We start from the raw sequence: 22,158 nt of genomic DNA on the forward strand, positions 1-22,158 counted from the left end.
GCCTTCGTTCATCGCGGCGGCAGCGATGCCGATGTCCCCAACGGGAGCGCCCGGCAAGCCGCATAGGGGTAATTGGAAACCGCCACGAGAATGTTACTAGACGATATATTCTAGATTTGATTGTCTAATTCACGCACTGTCAAGAGGATGGTGTTCAACTCTCGCGTGAACCTGCTTCCTTGCAACGGCGGGCGGCTGAGCGAATTCTGCGGGCTGCTTGCGACCGACTAGGCGCTTCTGATCCGGCGCGCATGCGCGGCGGGACAGGGACGACCGTCACCACCCAACCGAGCCGAAGATACGACCATGTCTCCATTCGCAGGATTCCCCTTCCTTCGGACGTCGGGCTCACGCCTGCTGGCCGTGACCGGCTGTGCTGCCATTGGCCTGCTGCTGGCCGGCTGCGAGCAGAAGACGGCCGCAACGGCGCCGCCATCCCGGCTGGTGCGGACCGAGGTGGTCAAGCTGTCGGAGCGGCGACAATCGATCACGCTGACCGGCGACGTCCAGGCGCGCGTGCTCGCGGACCTGTCGTTCCGGGTCAGTGGCCGCGTCACCGAGCGGCTGGTCGAGGTCGGCGCGCACGTCAAGGCCGGCCAGTTGCTGGCCAAGATCGACCCGGCCGAGCAGCAGGCCGATCTCGATTCCGCGGAGGCCGCCGTGACGGCTGCGGAGTCGCAGGTCAAGGTCGCGACCTCCAACTTCAACCGGCAGCAGACCTTGTTGTCGAGCGGCTTCACGACACGGGCGACCTTCGACCAGGCCCAGGAGACGCTGCGCACGGCGGAGGGTTCGCTGGAGTCCGCCAAGGCGCAGCTGGGCACGGCCAAGGACGCCCTGACCTATACCGAGCTGCGCGCCGATGCCGACGGCACCATCACCGCGCGCAACATCGAGGTCGGCCAGGTTGCCCAGGCCGCGCAGTCGGTGTTCACGCTGGCCCATGACGGCGCCCGCGACGCCGTGATTGACGTCTACGAGGCCGCGCTGTCGCTCAAGTTCGACGACAGCAAGGTGGCGCTTTCGCTGCTGTCGGATCCCTCGGTCACCGCCAAGGGCACGGTGCGCGAGGTCTCGCCGACCATCGATCCGAAGTCCGGCACGGTCCGCGTCAAGATCGCGATCGAGACTCCGCCACCTGAGATGACCCTCGGCAGCGCCGTCAGCGCCACCGGCTTCATCAAGCCGGAGCAGCGCATCGTGCTGCCATGGAGCGCGCTGACGGCCGCAGGCAAGACGCCGGCGGTCTGGCTGGTCAATGCCGCCGACAAGTCCGTGTCGCTGAAGCGGATCACGATCGAGGATTACGAGACCGGCGCGATCGTCGTCTCGGCCGGATTGAAGCCCGGCGATCGCGTCGTGACCGATGGCGGCAAGCTGCTCAGCGTCGGACAACAGATCACATTCAACGAGGAGAAGCGGTCGTGATGACGCCGATGCGTTGTGTTCTTCCGCTCGGCGCGCTCGCCCTGCTCGCCGGCTGCAACCAAAAGGCCGCCGCTCCCGAGCCGGTCCGGCCAGTGCTGTCGATGAAGATTGAGCCGCAGGCGGCCAACGGCTCGGCCGTCACCGGCACGATCGAGCCGCGCTACAAGGCCGATCTCAGTTTCCGCGTGCTCGGACGGCTGATCGCACGGCCCGTCTATGTCGGCGACATGGTCAAGCAGGACCAGGTCGTCGCGGCGATCGATCCCGCCGCGCTCGAGCTCGCCGTGCGTGCCTCGGCCGCCGAGGTCTCGCGCAGCCAGGCGCAACTGACCAATGCGACCGGCACCGAAGGCCGGCAGCGCACCTTGCTGGAAACCGACGCTACCACCAAGGCGACCTTGGAGAGCGCGGAGCAGTCGCGTGCAGCCGCCCAGGCCTCCGTCGTCAAGGCGCAGTCCAACCTCGCCAAGGCGCGCGAGCAGCTCGGCTACGCGCAGCTCAAGGCTGATTTCGCCGGCATCGTCACCGCGGTCGGCGCGGAAGTCGGACAGGTCGTCTCGCCGGGCGTGAGCGTCGTCACCGTCGCGCGGCCCGACGTCCGCGAAGCCGTCATCGATGTCGGCGACGACATCGCCGGCGGCCTGCAGGCCGGCACGCCGTTCACCGTGCGGCTCCAGGTCGATCCCGGCGTCAGCGCGGCAGGCAAGGTCCGCGAGATCGCGCCGCGCGCCGATGCCACGACGCGCACGCGCCGCATCCGCATCACGCTCGACAACCCGCCGGAGATCATGCGCCTCGGCACCACCGTGACCGCCACGCTGGACACCGAGCAGAAGACCGTCATCCGGCTGCCGCGCTCGGCCGTGCTGGAGCAGAACGACAAGAGCTTCGTCTGGCTGATCGATGCGGCCAGTAAGACCGTCAAGCGACAGGAAATCACGATCGCCAGGAACGAGGACGGCAGCGTCCGCGTCACCGGCGGCCTCGACGCCGGACAGCGCGTCGTCACCGCCGGCGTGCACAGTCTCAAGGATGGCCAGTCCGTCCGCATCGATCAGGAATCTCAGCCGTGAAGTCCTTCAACCTCTCCGACTGGGCGCTCGAGCACCGCTCGCTCGTCTGGTATTTCATGATCGCGTTCATGGCCGCGGGTCTCTACTCCTACCTGCATCTCGGCCGTGAGGAGGATCCGTCATTCACCATCAAGACGATGCTGATCCAGGCCAAGTGGCCCGGCGCCTCCGCCGAGGAGATGACACGCCAGGTCACCGACCGCATCGAGAAGAAGCTCGAGGAGCTGCCGGCGCTCGACTATACCAAGAGCTTGACCGTGCCCGGCCAGACTACCGTGTTCGTCAACCTGCGCGACACGACCAAGGCGCGCGATGTCGTTCCGACCTGGCTGCAGGTGCGCAACCTGATCAACGACATCAAGGGCGACTTTCCGTCCGGCGTGATCGGGCCGGGATTCAACGACCGCTTCGGCGACGTGTTCGGCAACATCTACGCCTTCACCAGCGACGGGCTGAGCCAGCGCCAGCTCCGTGACCGCGTCGAAGAGGTCCGCGCCAAGGTGCTGACCGTGCCCAATGTCGGCCGCGTCGACATCGTCGGCGCGCAGAACGAGGTGATCTATCTCGAATTCTCGCCACGCAAGGTGGCCGCGCTCGGTATCGACCAGCGCACCATCCTGACCGCGCTGCAGGCGCAGAACGCGGTGTCGCCGTCCGGCGTGCTGCAGGCCGGCCCCGAGCGCGTCGCCGTGCGCGTCTCCGGCCAGTTCACCTCCGAGGAAAGCCTCAAGGCGATCAACCTGCGCATCAACGACCGCTTCTTTCCGCTCACCGACGTCGCCACCATCACCCGCGGCTATGAGGACCCGCCGACGTCGCTGTTCCGCTTCAACGGCCAGCCGGCGATCGGGCTTGCCATCGGCATGAAGGCGGGCGCCAACCTGCTCGACTTCGGCGAGGCGCTGAAGGAGGAGATGGCGAAGGTCGTGGCCGACCTGCCGGTCGGCGTCGGCGTGCATCTCGTCTCGGACCAGCCCAAGATCGTCGAGGAAGCCGTCGGCGGCTTCACCAAGGCACTGTACGAAGCCGTCATCATCGTGCTGGCGATCAGCTTCGTCAGCCTCGGCGTGCGCGCGGGCCTCGTCGTCGCGATCTCGATCCCGCTGGTGCTCGCGATCACCTTCCTGTTCATGAACTACACGGGCATATCCCTGCAGCGCATCTCGCTGGGCGCGCTGATCATTGCGCTCGGCCTCCTGGTCGACGACGCCATGATCGCGGTCGAGATGATGGTGGCGAGGCTCGAAGTGGGCGACAGCCTGCGCAAGGCAGCGACCTATGTCTACACCTCGACCGCGTTCCCGATGCTGACGGGAACGCTGGTCACGGTCGCCGGCTTCATTCCGATCGGCCTCAACAACAGCGCCGCCGGCGAGTTCACCTTCACGCTGTTCGTCGTGATCGCGGTGTCGCTGGTCGTGTCGTGGATCGTCGCCGTGCTGTTCACGCCGCTGCTCGGCGTCTCCATTCTGCCCGCGACCTTGCCGAGTCATCATGCCGAAGGCGGCCGGCTGACGCGGATCTTCCGCGCCATGCTCAATGCCTGCATGCGGCACCGCTGGATCACGATCATCGCCACGGTGCTGATCTTCGGCCTCTCCGTGTTCGGCATGCGCTTCGTGCAGCAGCAGTTCTTCCCCTCCTCCGACCGCAATGAGCTCGTCATCGACTTCAACCTGCCGCAGAACTCCTCGATCGCCGAGACCAATGCGCAGATGGCGCAGTTCGAGCAGGAGGCGCTGAAGGGCGATCCCGACATCGACCATTGGTCGACCTATGTCGGCTCCGGCGCGCAGCGCTTCGTGCTGTCGTTCGACGTGCAGCCGGCCGACGTGTCGTTCGGCCAGATCATCATCGTCACCAAGAGCCTCGAGGCGCGCGACCGTGCCCGCGCCAAGCTGCAGGCCTATCTGACCAAGACGTTCCCCGGCACCGACGCCTATGTGCATCTGCTCGACATCGGCCCGCCGGTCGGCCGCCCGGTGCAGTATCGCGTCAGCGGGCCCGATGTGGCCAAGGTGCGCGAGATCGCGCAGGAATTGGCCGGCGTCCTGCGCGGCAACAGCCATCTCGGGGCCGTCATCTTCGACTGGATGGAGCCGGCGCGCGTCGTGAAAGTCGACGTGCTGCAGGACAAGGCGCGCCAGCTCGGCGTCACCTCGGAGGACATCGCCAACGCGCTGAACGGCGTGCTCGACGGCACCTCGATCACCCAGGTGCGCGACGACATCTATCTGATCGACGTTCGCGGCCGCGCCCAGGCCAAGGAACGACAGTCGCTGGAGACGCTGCGCGATCTGCAGCTGTCCGGATCGAACGGCCAGTCGATCCCGCTCGCGGCGCTGGCGACCCTGCGCTACCAGATCGAGCAGCCGGAGATCTGGCGCCGCTCGCGGCAGCCGACGCTGACCCTGAAGGCCAGCGTGATCGATCAGGTGCAGCCCAACACAGTCGTCGATCAGCTCAAGCCGGCGATCGCGGCCTTCGACGCCAAGCTTCCGGCCGGCTACAAGGTCGTCACCGGCGGCAGCGTCGAGGAGAGCGCCAAGAGCCAGGCGCCGATCATCGCGGTCGTCCCGATCATGCTGTTCACGATGGCCACCATCCTGATGCTGCAGTTGCAGAGCTTCCAGCGTCTGTTCCTGGTGTTCGCGGTGGCGCCGCTGGCCCTGATCGGCGTCGTCGCGGCGCTGCTGCCGAGCGGCGCGCCGCTCGGCTTCGTCGCCATCCTCGGCGTGCTCGCGCTGATCGGCATCCTGATCAGAAACTCGGTAATCCTGATCGTGCAGATCGAGCATCTGCGCGAAGAAGGACGGCCGCCGTGGGAGGCCGTGATGGAGGCGACCGAGCACCGCATGCGGCCGATCATGCTGACGGCGGCCGCAGCCTCGCTGGCGCTGATCCCGATCGCGCGCGAGGTGTTCTGGGGCCCGATGGCCTATGCGATGATGGGCGGCATCATCGTCGGCACAGTGCTGACCTTGCTGTTCCTGCCGGCGCTCTACGTCGCCTGGTTCCGCATCAAGGCGCCGGACAACACCGCGGCTCCGGAGGCCACGCCGCACGGCGCGTAAGACGCCGAATGGCGGGGAATCGCAGATAATTGCATGGGATAAGCCGTCCGCGTGGGTTAAACGCCACGCGGCGGCCGGTTAGATTCGGCCTTCATGGAAGGATGCGAATCATGACCGATCCTCAGATCGTCTGCCCCTCCTGCCGCACCGAGATCAAGCTGACCGAGCAGCTCGCAGCGCCCTTGATCGCGGAGACGCGCCGGCAGTTCGAAAAGCAGCTGCAGGCGAAGGAAGCCGATTTCGGCCGCCGCGAGGCGCAGCTCAAGGCGGCGCAGGAGCAGATCGCGCAGGCCAAGGCCGCGATCGATCAGCAGGTCGCTGTCAAGCTGAAGGCCGAGCGCGCCGCGATCGCGCAAGCCGAGGCGGCGAAGGCGCGCCAGGCCGTTGCGGACGAAATGGGCAACCGCGACCGCCAGCTCGCCGAGCTGCATGAGGCCATCGTCAGCAAGGACGCCAAGCTCGCCGACGCCCAGAAGGCGCAGGCCGAGATGATGCGCAAGCAGCGCGAGCTCGACGAGGCCCGCCGCGAACTCGATCTCACCATCGAGACCAAGGTGCAGGAGAGTCTCGTCGCCGTGCGCGACAAGGCGCGGCTCGAGGCCGAGGAAGGACTGAAGGCGAAGGTCGCCGAGAAGGAAACCCAGATCGCCGGCATGCAGCGCCAGATCGAGGAGCTCCGCCGCAAGGCCGAGCAGGGCTCGCAGCAGCTGCAGGGCGAGGCGCTCGAGATCGAGCTAGAGTCACAACTGCGCGCGCGCTTCCCCCGCGACCTGGTCGAGCCGGTGCCGAAGGGCGAGTTCGGCGGCGACGTGATCCATCGGGTCGTGGCCCCCAGCGGCCAGGTCTGCGGGGCGATCCTGTGGGAATCCAAGCGCACCAAGAACTGGAGCGATGGCTGGCTGGTGAAGCTGCGCGACGACCTGCGCGCCGCCAAGGCCGACATCGCGCTGATCGTCTCGAGCGCGCTGCCCAAGGGGGTCGACGGCTTCGACCTGATCGACGGCGTCTGGGTCGCCGAGCCGCGCTTCGCGCTGCCACTGTCGCTGGCACTGCGGCAGTCGCTGATCGACGTCGCCTGCAGCAAGCTCGCGCAGGAGGGCCAGCAGACCAAGATGGAGATGGTCTACGCCTATCTCACGGGCCCCCGCTTCCGCCACCGCATCGACGCCATCGTCGAGCGCTTCACCGAGATGCAATCGGACCTCGACCGCGAGCGCAAGACGATGATGCGGCTCTGGGCCAAGCGCGAGGAGCAACTGCGCGGCGTGCTGGATTCGACGGCGGGACTGTATGGCGACCTGCAGGGCATCGCCGGCCGGGCGATGCAGGAGATCGAGAGCCTCGACGTGCTGCTGATCGAGGGCAAGAGCGAGGCGGCGGAGTAGCGCGCGCCGGCCGCGCCGATCCGAGGTGTGCCAGCACCGCACCGCGCCTATGCTTTCCTACGCGGCCGCGTCTCGCATTCCCATGGCATGCGGATGCAGATGGCCGCTACTGCTTCGCCATCTGTGTGCTCGCCTGCGCGTCCCTTTGCACAGCACCCTTGTCGACCCATTCCGGCGGTGCGCCCAGACGGTTGGCGACCATGCCGATGACTCCAGGATCCCTGCCGAACGCCTCACATGCCGCATTCTTCGGCTTGCCGCCGAGCGCCGCGCCGATCCGTTCGATCGACGGCAGCTTCGGCACCTTGCCGAACGGGGTCTCGCCGGTCACCAGCATCTGGCCGAAATCGGCGCTGAACGAACCTGCCAAATCGTAGGCATCGCCGGCCTGCGACAGCACCGGCGAGTTGGTGAACGAATTGGCGCCGCGCGCCCATACCATTGCGGCCTGCTGCCGGCCCTTGCGGTCGAGCGCCTCAGCCTCGATCGTGAGACTGCCGAGCCCGATCGGCAGCCGCGGCACCGGAACGGGAACGCCGAGCGCGCCCGGCACGGCCGACACGACCTTGGAGGCCCCGGCGGCAACCGGATCGGTCGGCGTCGCCTGGGTGATGAAGGTGCGCGTCGTCAAATCGGCCCTCTGATTGGGCGCCACGACCGTGAAGCGTTCGCTCAGGTTGAGACACAGCGCGCGGTCGACGGCGTTGGCGACGAGCTGCCGCTGCTGGTCCGTCAGCACCGCGCCGGCCTGGCCCGAGAAGGTTGTCGGCATGATACGCACGGTCTGCGCCGCGAGCACATTGTCCTTGTCGACGTTGAGCAGCGACTTGGCGAGCACGCCGTTCGATTCCGCCAGCGACTGATAGGATGCGAGCGCGCCGCTCTGCGTCATCGGCGCGGTGGCGCAGCCCGACAGGCCGAGGGCCGCGCACAGCATCGCCAGGCGGATGGTGGCCGGGGTGCATGATCTCACGAAAGCCGCGACGTCGATTTCGACCATGCCCGGACCGCCTCACGCCGACCAATCTGCGCGCCCCTCGCGAGCGGCGCCATGTTTCTCCTAGGAAAATCCGGACAGCGTGGGGCGGAAGCATGGAGAGATGTTACGCAACGCCACCAACCAAGGAGAGAGTGCGGCAAGCGCGTCCGCGGTCCGCCACCTGCGCCGGCGGACTCAAAATCCGCTGGTGATGGCGACGACGCCCGACACGGCCAGGACGGCGCCCAGCCAGGCGGCCGGCGCGGGCCTGAGCCCGGTGCTCCACCACAGCAGCGGCAGGATCATGACAGGGGTCGTCGACGACAGGCTGGAGACGATCCCGACGGGCCGGCTGGTCAGCGCAAACAAGACGAGTGTCATGCCGACGCCCATCCCGAGCACACCGCTCAGCGCGGACCGCATGACGACCGATCGATCCACTGCGAACGAGCTGCGGAAACGCGGCATGACGGACAAGGCGACCAAAGCAGCCAATCCGATCGCAGCGCGAATTGACGTGGCCAATGCCGGATCCAGACCCGCGGCCATCACAGGACGCGCCATCAGGACAGCGGCCGCCGCGAACAGCGCGGCCGCCAGACCGAACAACAAACCTGCTCCGACCGAGCCGTGCGCTTCCTGAGCGACCGCGACAGGCTGTCGAAAGACGATCGCGACCCACACGCCGCTCACGATACACCCCACGCCCGTCATCTTGATCGTGGACAGCGTCTCACCGAGCAGGAGATAGCCGAGCACGGCCGCGAATGCGGCCCAGCTGGCGTAGACGACGGCGGTCAGGCGCGGCCCCAGCCGGGCCAGCGCCGCATAGAAACAGGAATCCGCGACGACGACGCCGAGCAGGCTCGATGCTGCCAGCATCAGCAGCTGATCACCGGACGGCGCGGCCCAGTGGCCTCGCAGCGTCACCAAGGCCAGCATGCTCAAGAGCGCCGCCGCAAGGCGGATCGCGTTGAACCTGACGGGACCGAGTTGGCGGACGGCCGACGGCGCGATGATGTTGCTGACGGCGATGCTGAAAGCGGCCGCCAGCGCGGCCAGATCGTGAAGCATCATCGGCGGCACGCCGGTCGGCCGAACACCTCACGCGGCACGGCCAAGCCAGGCGCGCATCTTCTGGGCCAAGGTGAGGCGCGGCTCTCCCGCCGATGTCCCGTTGCCGACCGGATCATCGGCAGCTTCGCGATCCGCATCGGAAGGCTGCGGCTCGGAGATGCCCGTCTCTCGTGTCGGCACGGCGCCGGCTGCGCCGCCACGCGTCGCCGGACGGTCCGGAACAAGCGATTTGATCGCGGCCACGACAGCTTCCACCCGCTCGACATCCTCGGGCACGCGCTCCGCCTCGGCGGGCTGCGGCGCGATCGTCGCGCCGACCTCGGACAGCACCTCCGTCTCCGACCGGTCCGGCCGAGCCTCCGGCGCCGCCGCTGCCGGCGTTGGTGCGATCTCCGGCGCGGGCGCGTCGTGCTCGGCTGCGGTGACGACGGCGATCTCTGCAGGCGGCGCAGGCGGCTCGCTGACGCGGCTGCGGCGCTTCTTCGCCACGGCAGACTTTTCGGCGACGGCGGCCTTCTCCGCCACGATCTTTTCAGCTGCCGCCGGGGTCTTTTCCACCGTTCTGGCCACCTCCGGCGCCGGCTTCGCCCTGGTCTTGCGGATCAGTCCGGCCAGCGCGTAGGGCCCGACCATCTCCAGGAACGTCCTTTCATGATCGCGCGACAGCCGCGCGACCGCGGCATCGAGCAGCAGCCAGTCGACGGCGCGGACGTCGTCCATCAGCGGCTGCGACGGCTCGTCGGCCGCTTCCATGCGCCAGTAATGCACGACCTTGGAACGCGTGCCGGTGTCGACGACCAACGTGCCGAGGAACTCGTGCACGGTGACCTTGTGGCCGGTTTCCTCCAGCACCTCGCGCTTGGCAGCGTCGCGCGGCGTCTCGCCGTCGTCGAGCTTGCCCTTGGGCAGCACCCATTCGTCGCGCTTGCGCAGGCGCACGACCGCGATGCGCGGCGGCTGTTCCCGCCGCAGCACGATGCCACCTGCCGCCATGATCGGCGCTCTCGCCATCGCCTCTCCCGAGCCGCAACGACCGCAACTCCCGCGGTCCGATTCGCCAGTTGAACGCTCCGATATAGGACTGCGCAACGACGAAATCGAGATTCCGCAAGCGTGGACCTGACATTCATCCGGCGGCGACGCGCCTGCGCCACAGTGGCTGTCCGGCGCGGATGCGGGCGCCTTCCGTCACATTGGGGCAGAACGTGAAGTCGCCGGGCGCGAGCAGGATGATCGTCGAGCCATGCTCGAACCAGCCGAGCTCGTCGCCCTTGCGCACATTGTTGTTACAGGTGTAGGCGAGCGGCCGCTCGGTCTGCGCGTTCAATACGCGGTCCAGCGCATGCAGGCGGATGCTCGCCACCAGGATCGCGGCGACCGGCACGATCGTGAGCGGCTCGCCGGAAGCGAGATGGGTGCGGATCACCGCGCGCTCGTTCTTGCAGAACAGCCGCTCGACCCGCTTCAGCGCGATCGGATTGACGTTCCAGACGTCGCCATGGATCAGGCTGACATGCTCGATCGTCATGTCGGCCGGCGCGTGGAAGCGGTGATACATGCTCGAGGTGAGGCGCAAGGTGACGAAGCAGCCGTTGCGATGGGTCTCGACCACGGCGGGATCGGCGACCAGATCACGCAGCGAATAAGGCGCGCCCTTGATCTGATAGAGTTCGCCGTCCTTGATCAGGCCGTGGGCGCCGATGATGCCGTCGGACGGGCTGGTGACCATGGCGGGATCGGGATCGAACGGCCGCAGGCCCGGCTTCAGCTCGCGCGTGAAGCAGGCGTGCAGGCTCTTGAAGCGGCTCTCCTTGGCCTCGGAGAGATCGAGGTCGGAGAACAGCTTCCACAGCGCGATCGAGGCGTCGCGGACGAGCGGAGTCTCGATCTTGGAGAACCAGCCCATGAAGCGGGTCAGCGCGGCGCGCGGCACGCGGTTGGTGAGCAGGAAGTTGAGGTCTTCCTGTTGGGTGACGGAGGCGATCAGGCTTTTGACTGTCATGAATCTGTCAGCAGGAGGGGTTAGCGCTGGTGGACATGATGGAAAACTCGATTCCTTATGTATCGCTCGCCGTTGGCGCTGCCGTGACGGCCGCCGTCGCCCCGAAGGTCAAGGCCCGCATCGAATTGTCGCGCGCCAAGCACCGCTCGCTGGCCGGCCATTCCAAGATGTCGCGCCGGATCTCGAAGCTGATCCCGCGCTATGAGTTCGACATCGACGACTTCTTCCGCTCCGACGGCGCTCCGCCGGATGTCGCGACCCGGCGGCAGGATGGCTTCTTCCGGCTCGGCACGCTGTTCCAGGAGAAGTTCGCCAAGAGCCGCGCGCTGACGGCGGAAGCCGCGAGCCGCATCTCCGATCTGCAGTTCACGCAGTCCTACCGCGTGCCGTTCCAGTACAGCCGGCTGGTCAAGGAGCAGCTCGGCGCCGGCTCGTTCATGCAGGCCTCCTCCGGCGTGACCCTGACCGATCTCGACGGCAACCGGTTCTACGATCTCACCGGCTCCTACGGAGTCAACATCTTCGGCTACGACTTCTACAAGGAGTGCATCGCGGCCGCCGAGCGGCGGGCGAGCGCGCTCGGCCCGGTGCTCGGGCTCTATCATCCGGTCGTCGCGGACAACGTGAAGCGCCTGACCGAGCTGTCCGGCATGGATGAGGTCTCGTTCCACATGTCCGGCACCGAGGCGGTGATGCAAGCCGTGCGGCTCGCCCGCTACCACACCGGCCGCAGCCATCTGGTGCGCTTCGCCGGCGCCTACCACGGCTGGTGGGGCGACGTGCAGCCCGGCGTCGGCAATCCGATCGCGCCGCACGAGACCTACACCTTGGCCGAGATGTCCGAGCGCACCCTGCACGTCCTGCGCACGCGGCGCGACATCGCCTGCGTGCTGGTCAATCCGCTGCAGGCGCTGCATCCGAACGGCAATGCGCCTGGCGATTCCGCGCTGGTCGACTCCTCGCGCAAGGGCCGCTACGACCGCGCGGCCTACACCGCCTGGCTGAAGCAGCTGCGCGAGGTCTGCACGGAGCGCGGCATCGTGCTGCTGTTCGACGAGGTGTTCCTCGGCTTCCGGCTCGCGCCGGGCGGCGCCCAGGAGTATTTCGGCGTCGCAGCCGACATGGTGACCTACGGCAAGAGCCTCGGCGGCGGCCTGCCGATCGGCGTGGTCTGCGGCAAGCGCGAGCTGATGCGCCGCTTCCGCGACGACCGCCCGGCCGACATCTGCTTCGCCCGCGGCACCTTCAACTCGCATCCTTACGTGATGGCGGCAATGGACGAGTTCCTGAGCCGGCTCGACAGCCCGAACTTCCGTGCCATCTACGACGGCCTCGACGAGACCTGGAACGGCCGCGCCGCGCAACTCAACGCCGCACTGGCCGAGCACGAGCTGCCGGTGCGCGTCTCCAATATGCATTCGATCTGGCTGGTCGAGTACACCGTGCCGTCGCGCTACAATTGGATGCTGCAATACTACCTGCGTGCCGAGGGCCTGGCGCTGAGCTGGGTCGGTACCGGCCGCTTCATCTTCAGCCTGAACTACACCGACGCCGATTTTGCCGAGGTGACCAGGCGCTTCGTCACGGCAGCCGAGAAGATGAAGCAGGACGGCTGGTGGTGGAACGACGGCACCCTCACCAACAAGGCGATCAAGCGCCAGATCCTGAAAGAGATGCTCGGCGCCGTGGTCAGACGCTGAGCTCGCTGCCACCCTCCCCTGGAGGGGGAGGGTCGCTTCACGGGGCGCGCAGCGGCGCGTGAGGCGGGGTGGGGTGATCTCTCGACGCAGTTCAGTGCTCGTGGAGAGATCACCCCACCCCGACGCCCGCTGCGCGCGCGTCGACCCTCCCCCTCCAGGGGAGGGTGGCACCGCCGCTTCGGCTTCGGGCGCGATCGATCTCACTTTGGCCTTCCCACAAACACCGATGCCCGGGACCGGCCCGGGCATCGCGCAACTCAAACGCAGCGTCCGGCTCAGGCGTGCTGCTCCTCGAGGCTCTCGCCCATCAGGTGCAGGCCGGGGTCGATCAGCTCGCCGCGCAGCAGCGCCAGCGGGGCCGAGCGATACTGCACGAAATCGTTGAACGGGTCGGTGATGATCTTGGTCATCCAGACGAGGCCGGTTTCGACGTCACGGATGAAGAACAGGTGCACGGTGCGGAACAGCAGCCCGCCGATGCCGATCACGAGCCACAGCTTGGCGGTCTCGCGCACGAAATCCATCGCCGAGGTCCAGGGCGACAGCAGGCCGAACAGGGTCGGCTGAAGATAGAGCACCACGGGGGCCGCGGCCCAGATCGACATCAGCACGACCTTGCGCTGCAGATTGTAGCCGACCTTGATCTCTTCCTTGTGCTCGTGGGTCGCCTGGTTGACGTGGTCGTAGCCCTTCGGCTCGAAGAAGAAGTGGCCCGCCTGGCGCGAGGTCATCGACACCAGCCAACCGATCAGCGCCGAGGCCAGCGGATCGAACATCATCATCACGTAGGCGATCATGAAGCTGAGCGCACTGACGAAGTGGAGGCTCTGGTTGATACGGCTGTGATGATAATAGCGGTGGTCGTCCCAGCGCTGGATCCGCAGCTGCTCCAGGAAATGCTTGATCATGGTTGCTCCGAAGAATGAGTTGCAGGTCGTGTACAGGGATTCGGTGTAGATCGTGTGACATCATCAAGATGTCACACGATCGGACGCAGCGAGACGTTGGGGACTACGGAGAACGCCGCGGCGGCGGCAGAGGGCTGCCGCGGCTCAGGCCGCGGCGGCACGCTCCAGCTTGCGGAAACGGACCAGCGAGAAATGGCCGAGCGGCGGGATCAGGCGGCGTTCGACCAGCTCCATGCGCTCGGCGCCGGCGAGCCAGCGGAGATAGCGCGACCAGCCGAACTCGGCGGTGCGGAAGCCGAGACGGCGGACCACCGGCTGCAACGCCTGCTCGATGACGCGGCGCAGGCCGTCGTCGGCGCTGACGCGGGTCAGGATGATCAGCTCGCCGCCCGGGCGCAGCACGCGCGCGAACTCGTCGAGCGCGACCTCCGGGTTGGGAACGGCAGTGACGACATATTGCGCCATCACGACGTCGAAGGAGTCGTCGGGGAAGTCGAGCTGCTCCGCGTCCATCACCGCAAGGCCCTCGACGTTCTTGAGCCGCTGGTCGGCGACGCGGCGCATCGCCTTGCCGAGCATCGCCTCGGAGATGTCGGTGCCGAACACGCGCACATGCGGCGCATAGAGCGGCAGCGAGATGCCGGTGCCGACGCCGACCTCGAGCACACGGCCGCCGAGCTTGTTGGTGGCGCTGATCGCGGCCTTGCGACCCTTCTCGAACACGCCGCCGAACACGAGGTCGTAGATCGGTGCCCAGCGGTCATAGGCCTGCTCGACCTGCTCGCGATCGAAGTCGAGCTCCCGCGCGCCGTCGAGCTTCATGGTTTCTGCCATCGTTACATCTCACTTGGTTTGGAATTGATGGAGTGACGCAACATCTGCCGTCAGCCGCGCACGGCGCTCTGACCGGCCAGCACCGGGGTCGGACGCACGACGCGGGACGGCTGCAGCACGGCGAGATTGCCGATGAACTGGCGCGCGCTGTTCTCCCAGGAGCGGTCGAGCGCAAATGCCCGGCAGGTCTCCCGCGACATCGTCAGCGCCTTCAAACATGCTGCGCGCAGATCCCAGTCGATCGCCCCGATCGGATGATCGGCGATGACGTCGAGCGGACCGGTCACGGGGAAGGCCGCGACCGGCGTGCCGCAGGCCAGCGACTCCAGTTGCACCACGCCGAACGTATCGGTCAGGCTCGGAAACACGAACACGTCGGCGGCGGCTATGTGCGCGGTCAGATCCTTGCCGGTCTTCTCGCCGAGGAAATGCGCCGTCGGAAACCGGCGCTCCAGCTCCGCCTTCTGCGGGCCGTTGCCGATCACGACCTTCGAGCCCGGCAGATCGAGCGACAGGAACGCCTCGAGGTTCTTCTCGACCGCAACGCGGCCGACCGTCATGAACACCGGACGCGGCAGATCGAGCGTGACAGGCTCATCCGGATTGAACAGTCTCGTATCGACACCGCGCGTCCAGAAGCCCAGCTTCTTGAAGCCGCGCGAAGCGAGATCCTGCTTCAGCGAATTGGTCGCCACCATGGTCATCGCAGCCGCATCATGGAAGCGGCGCATCACCCAGTAGCCGACGGCATCGGGGATGCCGGTGCGCACCGAGACATATTCCGGAAAGCGCGTCGTGTAGGACGTCGTGAACGGCAGGCCGTGGCGCAGACAGTAGCGGCGCACCGCCCAGCCGATCGTGCCTTCGGTGGCGATATGAATCGCATCCGGCGCGGCGGCCTCGATGCGCCGGGCGATCTCGCGGCCGTTGGTCACGGCGAGCCGCAGGCCCGGATAGGTGGGCACACCGAACGATGGAAAGCCTTCCGGCGTAAGGAAGGTGATGTCGGCGCCGAGGCCGGCGGCCGCGCGCGCCAGCGAGGTGAGCGTGCGCACCACGCCATTGACCTGCGGGTGCCAGGCGTCGGTTGCGATTAAGATCCGCATAAGGCGATCCGGAAAGTTGCAGCGATTCTGAACGGCCGCAAATTCCGACATTGTTATTTCAGGCGTGTGACGTCATCGAACTGTCGAGGGTCTTTTTGCCCGCCCGCCGCTATTTTCCCCGCGATCCGTGGCGGCGTCGCACAGGCGCTGTCGTGAAACCGTCATGAAACAAACGGTTAAGCCGACGAAACCGTTTTGCGTGCAGCGCGCAAACGCAACGAAACTTTTCTCCCCTATGAGTTGCAGCATCAGGCGTGGGTCGAAGCGCCACAAAGAATGATGACAGGCAGCCGATTTTGACGACGCCGGCCGAGATAATGGCAGCGCGCACCAAGCGATCAAACAAGGGGACGTCCATGTTCACGCCAGGCACAGTCCGTTCGCCATCCCGCATCCTGTTCGGTGCGCTGATCGTCGGCACGATCGTTGCCACAACGCCGACGCTGGCCGCGCCCCCGGCCCCGCTCCCCTTCCCTTTCCTGCTGCAGCCGCCAGTGGCGACCTACGAGCCGCCGGCAACGACGCCGCAACTGATCACGCCGCGCGAGGACGAGGCGACCGCCTATGAGTTGCCCCCGCGCCTGCGCCGCCAGGTCGTGAGCTACGCGGCCCGCGAAGCGCCCGGCACGATCATCATCGACACACCAAACAAGTATTTGTACTACGTTCTCGGCAACGGCCAGGCGATGCGCTACGGCATCGGCGTCGGCCGTGACGGATTCACCTGGTCGGGCGTGCAGTCGGTGACCAGGAAGGCCGAATGGCCGGACTGGACGCCTCCGCCGGAGATGATCGCGCGTCAGCCCTATCTGCCGCGTCACATGGCCGGCGGTCCCGGCAATCCGCTCGGCGCCCGCGCGATGTATCTCGGCGGCACCGTCTACCGCATTCACGGCACCAACGCGCCCGAGACGATCGGCACGCATGTGTCGTCGGGCTGCATCCGCCTGACCAATCAGGACGTGATCGACCTCTATTCCCGCGTCGGCGTCGGCGCCAAGGTGATCGTGCTGCCGATGGAGCGCCGCGCCGATCTCGGCCGCATGACCCGCTGACCTGCGCGGGCCGCACTGCTCGTTCCTTCTCCCGGATCCTCCCTGACTGGACCGCCGAGGCCCGAAAGCCGCGGCGGTCATTTCTTTGCGCACATTTCGCCATTCACCATCACGGCCGATTGATGGTGGCCTGCTTCATCGGCTGCCCTGGCGCGCCTCCGTCCGGCCCTGTAAGCTCGGCAATCTTGCATTAACCGCGATCTCGCCGCTTCCGGCACGAGCCGGCCCGTGGCAACTGGAGTCCGTGGATCCGACATGAATCTTCCGACGCCGCGACCGGATTGGCAAAGCAGACCTCATCCGCTCGCTCCGAGACCGCAGCAGCCACGGCGGCGCTCGCCGCCCCGGCTGCGGATGATCCTGATCGGCGCCGCCGGCCTTGCCGCCGTCGTGCTGATCGGCATCATCATCGCGGAGGTGTTTCTGTTCTCGGGCAGCACGCCGGCGCCGCAACTGACCCAACTGCCGCCGCTGCCGCCGGCCACGCGCAACTCGATCATCATGACGCCTGTGTCGATCTCGCTCGGCGCGATTCGTGACGCCGCCGAAAAGGCCGCGCCGCGCAACTTCTCCGGCAAGGCCGACAACCCCGTCAACCAGATCCTGCAGAACGCCGACATCGGCTGGACCGTCACCCGCGGCGTCATCGCCGCCACCGGCACCCAGGACACATTGTCCCTGGCGACGCCGCTCTCGGGCCGGCTGAACGTCACCGGATCGCTGTCCGCCAAGGCGACCGGCGCGCTCGGCGATGCCATCGGCGGCCTGCTCGGCTCGGATGCCGCCAAGCAGATCGGCGGCATCAACATCAAGAATCTGAACGCCACCGCCGACATCAAGGGCAACGTCCTGATCGCGATGCGGCCGCGGCTCGCCGCCTCATGGTATGTCGAGCCGAATTTCGCCGCCCAGGTCAATCTCGGCGACACCGCGCTGACCGTGGCGGGTGCCCGCGTCAACGTGCCGGCGCAGATGAAGCCGATCATCGACAAGACCGTCAATGAGCAACTCAGCGCGCTCAGCGACAGGCTGCGCAAGGACCCGACCATCCGACGCGTGGCGCAGGCGCAATGGGCCCGCGCCTGTCGCTCGGTGCCGCTGCAGGGCACCGCGCCCGGACTGCCCGCCGTCTGGCTCGAGATCAAGCCGACGCGCGCGTTGGCCGCGCAGCCCGCGATCGATGCCAACGCAGTCAGCGTCACCATGGGAATCGAAGCGGAGACCCGGGTCACGGCGGCCGAGACCAAGCCGGAGTGTCCGTTCCCCGATAAGATTACGATCATTCCGCCCACCGCCGGAACTATCAATGTCGCGGTTCCGATCGACGTCCCCTTCACCGAGCTCAGCAAGCTCGTCGATTCGCAACTTGCGGGGCGGACGTTCCCTGAGGACGGCTCCGGCCCGGTCGCGGTCACCGTCAAGCATGCGACCGTCGTGCCCTCGGGCGACCGGCTGCTGATCTCGCTGCAGGTCAAGGGCAAGGAGAAGGAGAGCCTCTTCGGCTTCGGCGCCGATGCGACCGTGCACATCTGGGGACGCCCCATGGTGGATCAGGCGCAGCAGATTCTGCGGCTGTCCGACCTGCAGCTCGCCGTCGAATCCGACGCGGCATTCGGCCTGCTCGGCGCCGCCGCTCGCGCCGTGGTGCCGCATCTGCAACGCGCGCTGCTGGAACGTTCGGTGGTCGATCTCAAGCCTTTCGCCGACAACGTCCGCGACAAGATCGCCACGGCGGTCGCCGAGCTGCAGAAGAACGAGAACGGCATCCGCGTCGATACCGACATCAACAATCTCGCTTTGACCGACATCGCCTTCGACGCCACCGTGCTGCGCGTGATCGCCTCGGCGGAGGGCACGATGTCGGTTCGAGTCAATACATTGCCAGGACTGTAACGGCCCGTTGCTACGCCTGGACGACGACGCCTTGCCGAAGCCGGCGGCAATTCGTGATCCTCGACGGCCGAGGCCACTTCAGGAGCAGGACATGGGAAGCCAAATGGATGGCGCCGTTAGTCTGGCGATCGACAAATAGACGGACGCGAGGCATCGACGGCTTCGTCATCATTCCGCTTCACGACCGATCTGGTATTATCATCCGCAAGCGCATAGCCGGGCCGTCATGCGCGGCGCGGACGCGAGACGGGACCGTGGCGCTCCCGCCACTGCGCGGGCTTGACGCGCTCTCACGAAAGCCGCAACACGGCGCAGAGAGATGTCGTCGGGCCCTTTCCGCGCGCCCGTCGCAGGAAACATTCCGTAACAAAATTCTTCGCAAAACGCCGCGATTCTAGGTCACTTGTCGGTATGGCCCAGACACAACCACACATTCTTGTCGTCGAGGACGACCGCGAGACGCGGACGCTGATCGCAAAATATCTGCGCAACAATGCCTGCAACGTGACCACCGCGACCGACGGCCGCGAGATGACCCGCATCATGGGCGACCACCGTGTCGATCTCCTGATCCTCGACGTGATGCTGCCCGGCGAGGACGGCCTGACCTTGTGCCGCAAGCTGCGCGCGGAGTCGCAAGTGCCGATCATCATGCTCACCGCGCGCGGCGAGGACGTCGATCGCATCCTCGGACTGGAGATGGGCGCCGACGACTATCTGCCGAAACCGTTCAATCCGCGCGAGCTGCTCGCCCGCATCAACGCGGTGCTGCGCCGGCAGGCGGCCGCGATGACGGCGAGCGCAACCGAAGGCGCGACCGCGCTGAGCTTCCTCGGCTGGACGATCGACTTCCGGCTGCGCGAGCTGCGCAATCCCGAGGGCGCGCGCGTGGCGATGACCAGCGCCGAGTTCGATCTGCTCCGCACCTTCTGCGAGCGGCCGGGCCGCGTGCTGTCACGCGACAGCCTGCTCGACCTGACGCAGGGCCGCAGCGCCGGCTCGTTCGAGCGCTCGATCGACGTGCTGGTCAGCCGCATCCGCCGCAAGATCGAGCCAGACCCGCAGGAGGCCACCATGATCAAGACCGTGCGCTCCGGCGGCTACATGTTCACGCCCGTCGTCGAGGTGGTGACCGGCCCGCAAAGCCATTGACCATCGGATCGAATGGCGATGTCATGATGTCGTTCGGCTTTCTCAACCTCAAGGGAATCCGCGGCCAGATCACGGCGCTGGTGGCCATTTCGATCGTGGCGCTCCATGCCATCATCACGGCGACGTTCCTGATCTATCGTGCCGAGCAGCCCGACCCCGAAAACGAGGTCGGGCCGTTTCAGCTCGCGACGGCCATCCGCATTCTTGGCCGCGCCCCTGCTGCCGAACGACCTCGGCTGATCTCCGACATCGCTCGTGCCTATCCTGAGTTCGAGCTCAAGCCTCACGCGGGACCTCTGCCGGGTGATCCCGGTCGCCTGCACGAGCCGGCCGGCCCCGACGTCGGCGCCGGGAGCGGTGGCGACGAGCGCCGCCCGGCCCCTCCGGAGATGGCTGACGGACGGCCTCACGGTCCAGGCGGCTTTCACGGCCTTGGCCCAGGCTATCGCATCTTCATGCCGCCGCCCGGCTCCCAGACGCGCACCGTCATCTTCGCTCTGCCCGATGGCAACATGGTCTCGGCCCGAATGGTCGACCGGCCGCACCGGCCGCCGTTCTGGGGTGCGCCCTGGCTGACGACGATCATGTTCGCGCTGATCAGCATGACGCTGCTCGGCCTGTGGGCCGCGCGCGCACTGACATCGCCGCTGTCGGGCTTCGCGAAGGCCGCCGAGAATTTCAGCCTCGACGGCGATGCGCCGGAATTGCCCGAGCGCGGACCGGAGGAGATCCGATCGTTGGCGCGCGCTCTCAACCGGATGCGCCAACGCATCACGGCGCTGATGAACGACCGCACCAAGATGCTGGCGGCCATCAGCCACGATCTGCGGACACCGCTGACCCGCATGCGGCTGCGCTGTGAGTTCGTCGAGGACGAGCTGCAGCGCAGCCGCATGCTGGCCGATCTCGATCAGATGCATGCGATGCTGGGCTCGGTGCTGTCGTTCCTGCGCAACGGCCGCAAGCTCGAGCCGATGACGCTGGTCGATATCGCGAGCATCCTGCAGCTCGTCGCCGACCAGTTCGCCGACGTCGGCCACAGCGTCACCTACATCGGCCCGGCGCACGCAATGGCGACGGTGCGGCCCGACGACCTGATGCGCTCGGTCACCAATCTGGTCGAGAACGCCGTGAAGTACGGCAAGGAAACGGTCATCAGGTTAACTGCGTCGGGGAAGCGCCTGACGATCGATGTGGAGGATGACGGACCCGGGATCGCCGATGCGCGCAAGCCCGACATGCTGGAGCCGTTCGTGCGCGGCGACGATGCCCGCAACATGGACGAGGCCACCGGCTTCGGGCTTGGCCTGTCGATCGCGAAGGCGATCGTCCAGGCTCATGGCGGCGAACTGTCGCTGCACGATCGCAGGCCGCACGGGCTGATCGCCCGCATCGAGCTGCCGCTCGGCCAGACCACCTTGCGCCCCGCAGCATGACGCGCGAACGCGCCCGGACAAGCCGGGCGCGCCGCGATCGAGACGAGCAGCTATTTTCGTCGGCGATGCCGTTACTGGGAGTACTTGAACTCGGGCATCGACTTCAGCTGGTCCTTGGTCGCGTTGATCATCGCGTGATCGGGATACCAGCGGTTCTTCGTGGAGCTCATCGACGAGGACGAAGTGCCGGTGGCCGCACCAGTCGTGGTCGTGGCCGGCGGCGTGGTCGACGACGTGGTGCCGGAGGCCGGGGCATTCGACGCAGTGCTTGCCTGAACCGGCTGATCCGAGAACTTGATCTGATCGAACGAGACGGCGACGAGGTGCTCGCCCATGCCGAGGAAGCCGCCGACGCCGATCACGACACCCTTGACCGCGCCGCTCTTGTCGACCAGCAGGTCGTCGATCGAGCCGACATTCTCGTTGTTGTTGTTGTAGACCTTCACGCCAACGAGCTTCGAGCTGCGCCAGTCGCCCTGATACGACGCCGCGGTCGTATCGGCGCGGATCGTGGTGCTGGTCGTCGTGGTGGTGCTCTCCGCAGCAAACGCCGCGGTCGCGAGCAACAGGGAACCGGCGAGGCCGGCCGCAACAGTTTTCATCACCATGTGGTGTCTCCTCTCAATGTGTATGGTGACGAGAGAACTGCAACCGCCCCCCAGCGTTCCGTGGGAACTACGATTTCGTCATTTTGCGCGACAAGCCGCCTCGGTGCAGCGCGACAACGTCGCTTTGTGACACTCGGGAGCGCCGGGCCGGCGAGCTGAAGCTGGAATCGCGTTTGAGGAGAGCGTTCGACTGGGAGCCCGTGCAACCGGAGGAGCCGCCCCTCACGGCAGAGGACTGCGAGTCGGTGGTCTTCGTTGAGCTGCGCGCGTCGAGCACGGATCCCGCAACGCGGTTCGATGCTCACCTCCCGCAGGTCAATCGCATCTGGAAGAGGCTGGCAGCCCGATACGCCCGCCTGCGGCGGGCTCCTCGGGACGAGGGCTGCTTGGCAAGATCCAAGCCCTCACAAATCCAAGCCCTCGTGGTGAGCGTCTCGAACCAGGGGGC

17 protein-coding genes are annotated in these 22,158 nt (G+C 66.8%); 9 read left to right on the forward strand and 8 right to left on the reverse strand.

Features of this window, described 5'->3' with window-relative positions; all coding sequences use genetic code 11:
• Positions 1 to 306: 306 nt before the first annotated feature.
• From QX070_RS19155 to QX070_RS19170, 4 genes are all read left to right on the forward strand, one after another.
• Positions 307 to 1,428, forward strand: a complete 1,122-nt coding sequence (locus QX070_RS19155; protein ID WP_315738551.1) for an efflux RND transporter periplasmic adaptor subunit — start codon at positions 307 to 309, stop codon at positions 1,426 to 1,428.
• Positions 1,425 to 2,501 carry an efflux RND transporter periplasmic adaptor subunit gene (locus QX070_RS19160; RefSeq protein WP_315738552.1) on the forward strand — a complete coding sequence of 359 codons (1,077 nt, stop codon included), beginning with the start codon at positions 1,425 to 1,427 and terminating at the stop codon, positions 2,499 to 2,501. The genes QX070_RS19155 and QX070_RS19160 overlap by 4 nt, the downstream gene beginning before the upstream one ends.
• Positions 2,498 to 5,575: an efflux RND transporter permease subunit gene (locus tag QX070_RS19165; RefSeq protein WP_315738553.1), complete on the forward strand. Its 3,078-nt coding sequence runs from the start codon at positions 2,498 to 2,500 to the stop codon at positions 5,573 to 5,575. Before QX070_RS19160 ends, QX070_RS19165 begins: the two co-directional genes overlap by 4 nt.
• 110 nt (positions 5,576 to 5,685) lie before the next feature.
• Positions 5,686 to 6,960: a DUF2130 domain-containing protein gene (locus QX070_RS19170; RefSeq protein WP_315738554.1), complete on the forward strand. Its 1,275-nt coding sequence runs from the start codon at positions 5,686 to 5,688 to the stop codon at positions 6,958 to 6,960.
• Between the two features lie 106 nt (positions 6,961 to 7,066).
• Here the strand turns inward: QX070_RS19170 and QX070_RS19175 are convergent, their stop codons facing one another.
• The 4 genes from QX070_RS19175 to asd form a co-directional block, all read right to left on the reverse strand.
• On the reverse strand, positions 7,067 to 7,960 hold the full coding sequence (locus QX070_RS19175; RefSeq protein ID WP_315738555.1) for a DUF3313 domain-containing protein: 894 nt from the start codon (positions 7,958 to 7,960) through the stop codon (positions 7,067 to 7,069).
• A 174-nt stretch (positions 7,961 to 8,134) separates the two neighbouring features.
• The gene (locus tag QX070_RS19180) at positions 8,135 to 9,016 is read right to left on the reverse strand and encodes a DMT family transporter (RefSeq protein ID WP_315738556.1); all 882 of its coding nucleotides are present in this window, start codon (positions 9,014 to 9,016) and stop codon (positions 8,135 to 8,137) included.
• Between the two features lie 27 nt (positions 9,017 to 9,043).
• A complete protein-coding gene (locus QX070_RS19185; protein ID WP_315738557.1) occupies positions 9,044 to 10,027 on the reverse strand; it encodes an NUDIX hydrolase in 984 nt (327 codons plus the stop codon).
• Between the two features lie 115 nt (positions 10,028 to 10,142).
• Entirely contained in the window at positions 10,143 to 11,018 is an 876-nt protein-coding gene (gene asd / locus QX070_RS19190) for an archaetidylserine decarboxylase (protein WP_315738558.1), read from the reverse strand.
• Positions 11,019 to 11,053: 35 nt separating this feature from the next.
• Between asd and QX070_RS19195 the strand changes: the two genes are divergently transcribed.
• Positions 11,054 to 12,718 carry an aminotransferase class III-fold pyridoxal phosphate-dependent enzyme gene (locus tag QX070_RS19195; RefSeq protein WP_409998869.1) on the forward strand — a complete coding sequence of 555 codons (1,665 nt, stop codon included), beginning with the start codon at positions 11,054 to 11,056 and terminating at the stop codon, positions 12,716 to 12,718.
• Positions 12,719 to 12,993: 275 nt separating this feature from the next.
• Here the strand turns inward: QX070_RS19195 and QX070_RS19200 are convergent, their stop codons facing one another.
• The 3 genes from QX070_RS19200 to QX070_RS19210 all read right to left on the reverse strand — a co-directional run bounded on the left by QX070_RS19200 (position 12,994) and on the right by QX070_RS19210 (position 15,566).
• Entirely contained in the window at positions 12,994 to 13,626 is a 633-nt protein-coding gene (locus QX070_RS19200; RefSeq protein WP_315738559.1) for a hypothetical protein, read from the reverse strand.
• Positions 13,627 to 13,770: 144 nt separating this feature from the next.
• Positions 13,771 to 14,460: a class I SAM-dependent methyltransferase gene (locus QX070_RS19205; RefSeq protein WP_315738560.1), complete on the reverse strand. Its 690-nt coding sequence runs from the start codon at positions 14,458 to 14,460 to the stop codon at positions 13,771 to 13,773.
• Between the two features lie 50 nt (positions 14,461 to 14,510).
• Positions 14,511 to 15,566, reverse strand: coding sequence for a glycosyltransferase family 1 protein (locus QX070_RS19210; protein ID WP_315738561.1), 1,056 nt, complete (start codon positions 15,564 to 15,566; stop codon positions 14,511 to 14,513).
• Between the two features lie 356 nt (positions 15,567 to 15,922).
• Here QX070_RS19210 and QX070_RS19215 point away from each other — a divergent pair, with 356 nt between their 5' ends.
• The 4 genes from QX070_RS19215 (at position 15,923) to QX070_RS19230 (ending at position 21,102) form a co-directional block, all read left to right on the forward strand.
• Entirely contained in the window at positions 15,923 to 16,621 is a 699-nt protein-coding gene (locus tag QX070_RS19215; RefSeq protein WP_315738562.1) for a L,D-transpeptidase, read from the forward strand.
• Between the two features lie 255 nt (positions 16,622 to 16,876).
• The gene (locus QX070_RS19220; RefSeq protein WP_315738563.1) at positions 16,877 to 18,514 is read left to right on the forward strand and encodes a DUF4403 family protein; all 1,638 of its coding nucleotides are present in this window, start codon (positions 16,877 to 16,879) and stop codon (positions 18,512 to 18,514) included.
• 411 nt (positions 18,515 to 18,925) lie between these two features.
• Positions 18,926 to 19,666: a response regulator gene (locus QX070_RS19225; RefSeq protein WP_315717811.1), complete on the forward strand. Its 741-nt coding sequence runs from the start codon at positions 18,926 to 18,928 to the stop codon at positions 19,664 to 19,666.
• Positions 19,667 to 19,689: 23 nt separating this feature from the next.
• Positions 19,690 to 21,102 (forward strand): ATP-binding protein, encoded by a 1,413-nt coding sequence (locus tag QX070_RS19230; RefSeq protein WP_315738732.1) that lies wholly within the window; start codon positions 19,690 to 19,692, stop codon positions 21,100 to 21,102.
• 71 nt (positions 21,103 to 21,173) lie between these two features.
• Here the strand turns inward: QX070_RS19230 and QX070_RS19235 are convergent, their stop codons facing one another.
• Positions 21,174 to 21,710: a PRC-barrel domain-containing protein gene (locus QX070_RS19235; RefSeq protein ID WP_315738564.1), complete on the reverse strand. Its 537-nt coding sequence runs from the start codon at positions 21,708 to 21,710 to the stop codon at positions 21,174 to 21,176.
• Between the last annotated feature and the right edge of the window lie 448 nt (positions 21,711 to 22,158).

Source organism: Bradyrhizobium sp. SZCCHNR1093, assembly GCF_032381175.1.
Classification (GTDB): Bacteria; Pseudomonadota; Alphaproteobacteria; order Rhizobiales; family Xanthobacteraceae; genus Bradyrhizobium.

Bases quoted from the DNA above. Each gene is read 5' to 3' on its own strand.
- QX070_RS19155 (WP_315738551.1), top strand. From the start codon at position 307: ATGTCTCCATTCGCAGGATTCCCCTTCCTTCGGACGTCGGGCTCACGC.
- QX070_RS19170 (WP_315738554.1), top strand. From the start codon at position 5,686: ATGACCGATCCTCAGATCGTCTGCCCCTCCTGCCGCACCGAGATCAAG.
- QX070_RS19175 (WP_315738555.1), bottom strand. From the start codon at position 7,960: ATGGTCGAAATCGACGTCGCGGCTTTCGTGAGATCATGCACCCCGGCC.
- QX070_RS19180 (WP_315738556.1), bottom strand. From the start codon at position 9,016: ATGATGCTTCACGATCTGGCCGCGCTGGCGGCCGCTTTCAGCATCGCC.
- QX070_RS19185 (WP_315738557.1), bottom strand. From the start codon at position 10,027: ATGGCGAGAGCGCCGATCATGGCGGCAGGTGGCATCGTGCTGCGGCGG.
- asd (WP_315738558.1), bottom strand. From the start codon at position 11,018: ATGACAGTCAAAAGCCTGATCGCCTCCGTCACCCAACAGGAAGACCTC.
- QX070_RS19195 (WP_409998869.1), top strand. From the start codon at position 11,054: ATGATGGAAAACTCGATTCCTTATGTATCGCTCGCCGTTGGCGCTGCC.
- QX070_RS19200 (WP_315738559.1), bottom strand. From the start codon at position 13,626: ATGATCAAGCATTTCCTGGAGCAGCTGCGGATCCAGCGCTGGGACGAC.
- QX070_RS19205 (WP_315738560.1), bottom strand. From the start codon at position 14,460: ATGGCAGAAACCATGAAGCTCGACGGCGCGCGGGAGCTCGACTTCGAT.
- QX070_RS19210 (WP_315738561.1), bottom strand. From the start codon at position 15,566: ATGCGGATCTTAATCGCAACCGACGCCTGGCACCCGCAGGTCAATGGC.
- QX070_RS19215 (WP_315738562.1), top strand. From the start codon at position 15,923: ATGTTCACGCCAGGCACAGTCCGTTCGCCATCCCGCATCCTGTTCGGT.
- QX070_RS19220 (WP_315738563.1), top strand. From the start codon at position 16,877: ATGAATCTTCCGACGCCGCGACCGGATTGGCAAAGCAGACCTCATCCG.
- QX070_RS19225 (WP_315717811.1), top strand. From the start codon at position 18,926: ATGGCCCAGACACAACCACACATTCTTGTCGTCGAGGACGACCGCGAG.
- QX070_RS19230 (WP_315738732.1), top strand. From the start codon at position 19,690: ATGATGTCGTTCGGCTTTCTCAACCTCAAGGGAATCCGCGGCCAGATC.
- QX070_RS19235 (WP_315738564.1), bottom strand. From the start codon at position 21,710: ATGGTGATGAAAACTGTTGCGGCCGGCCTCGCCGGTTCCCTGTTGCTC.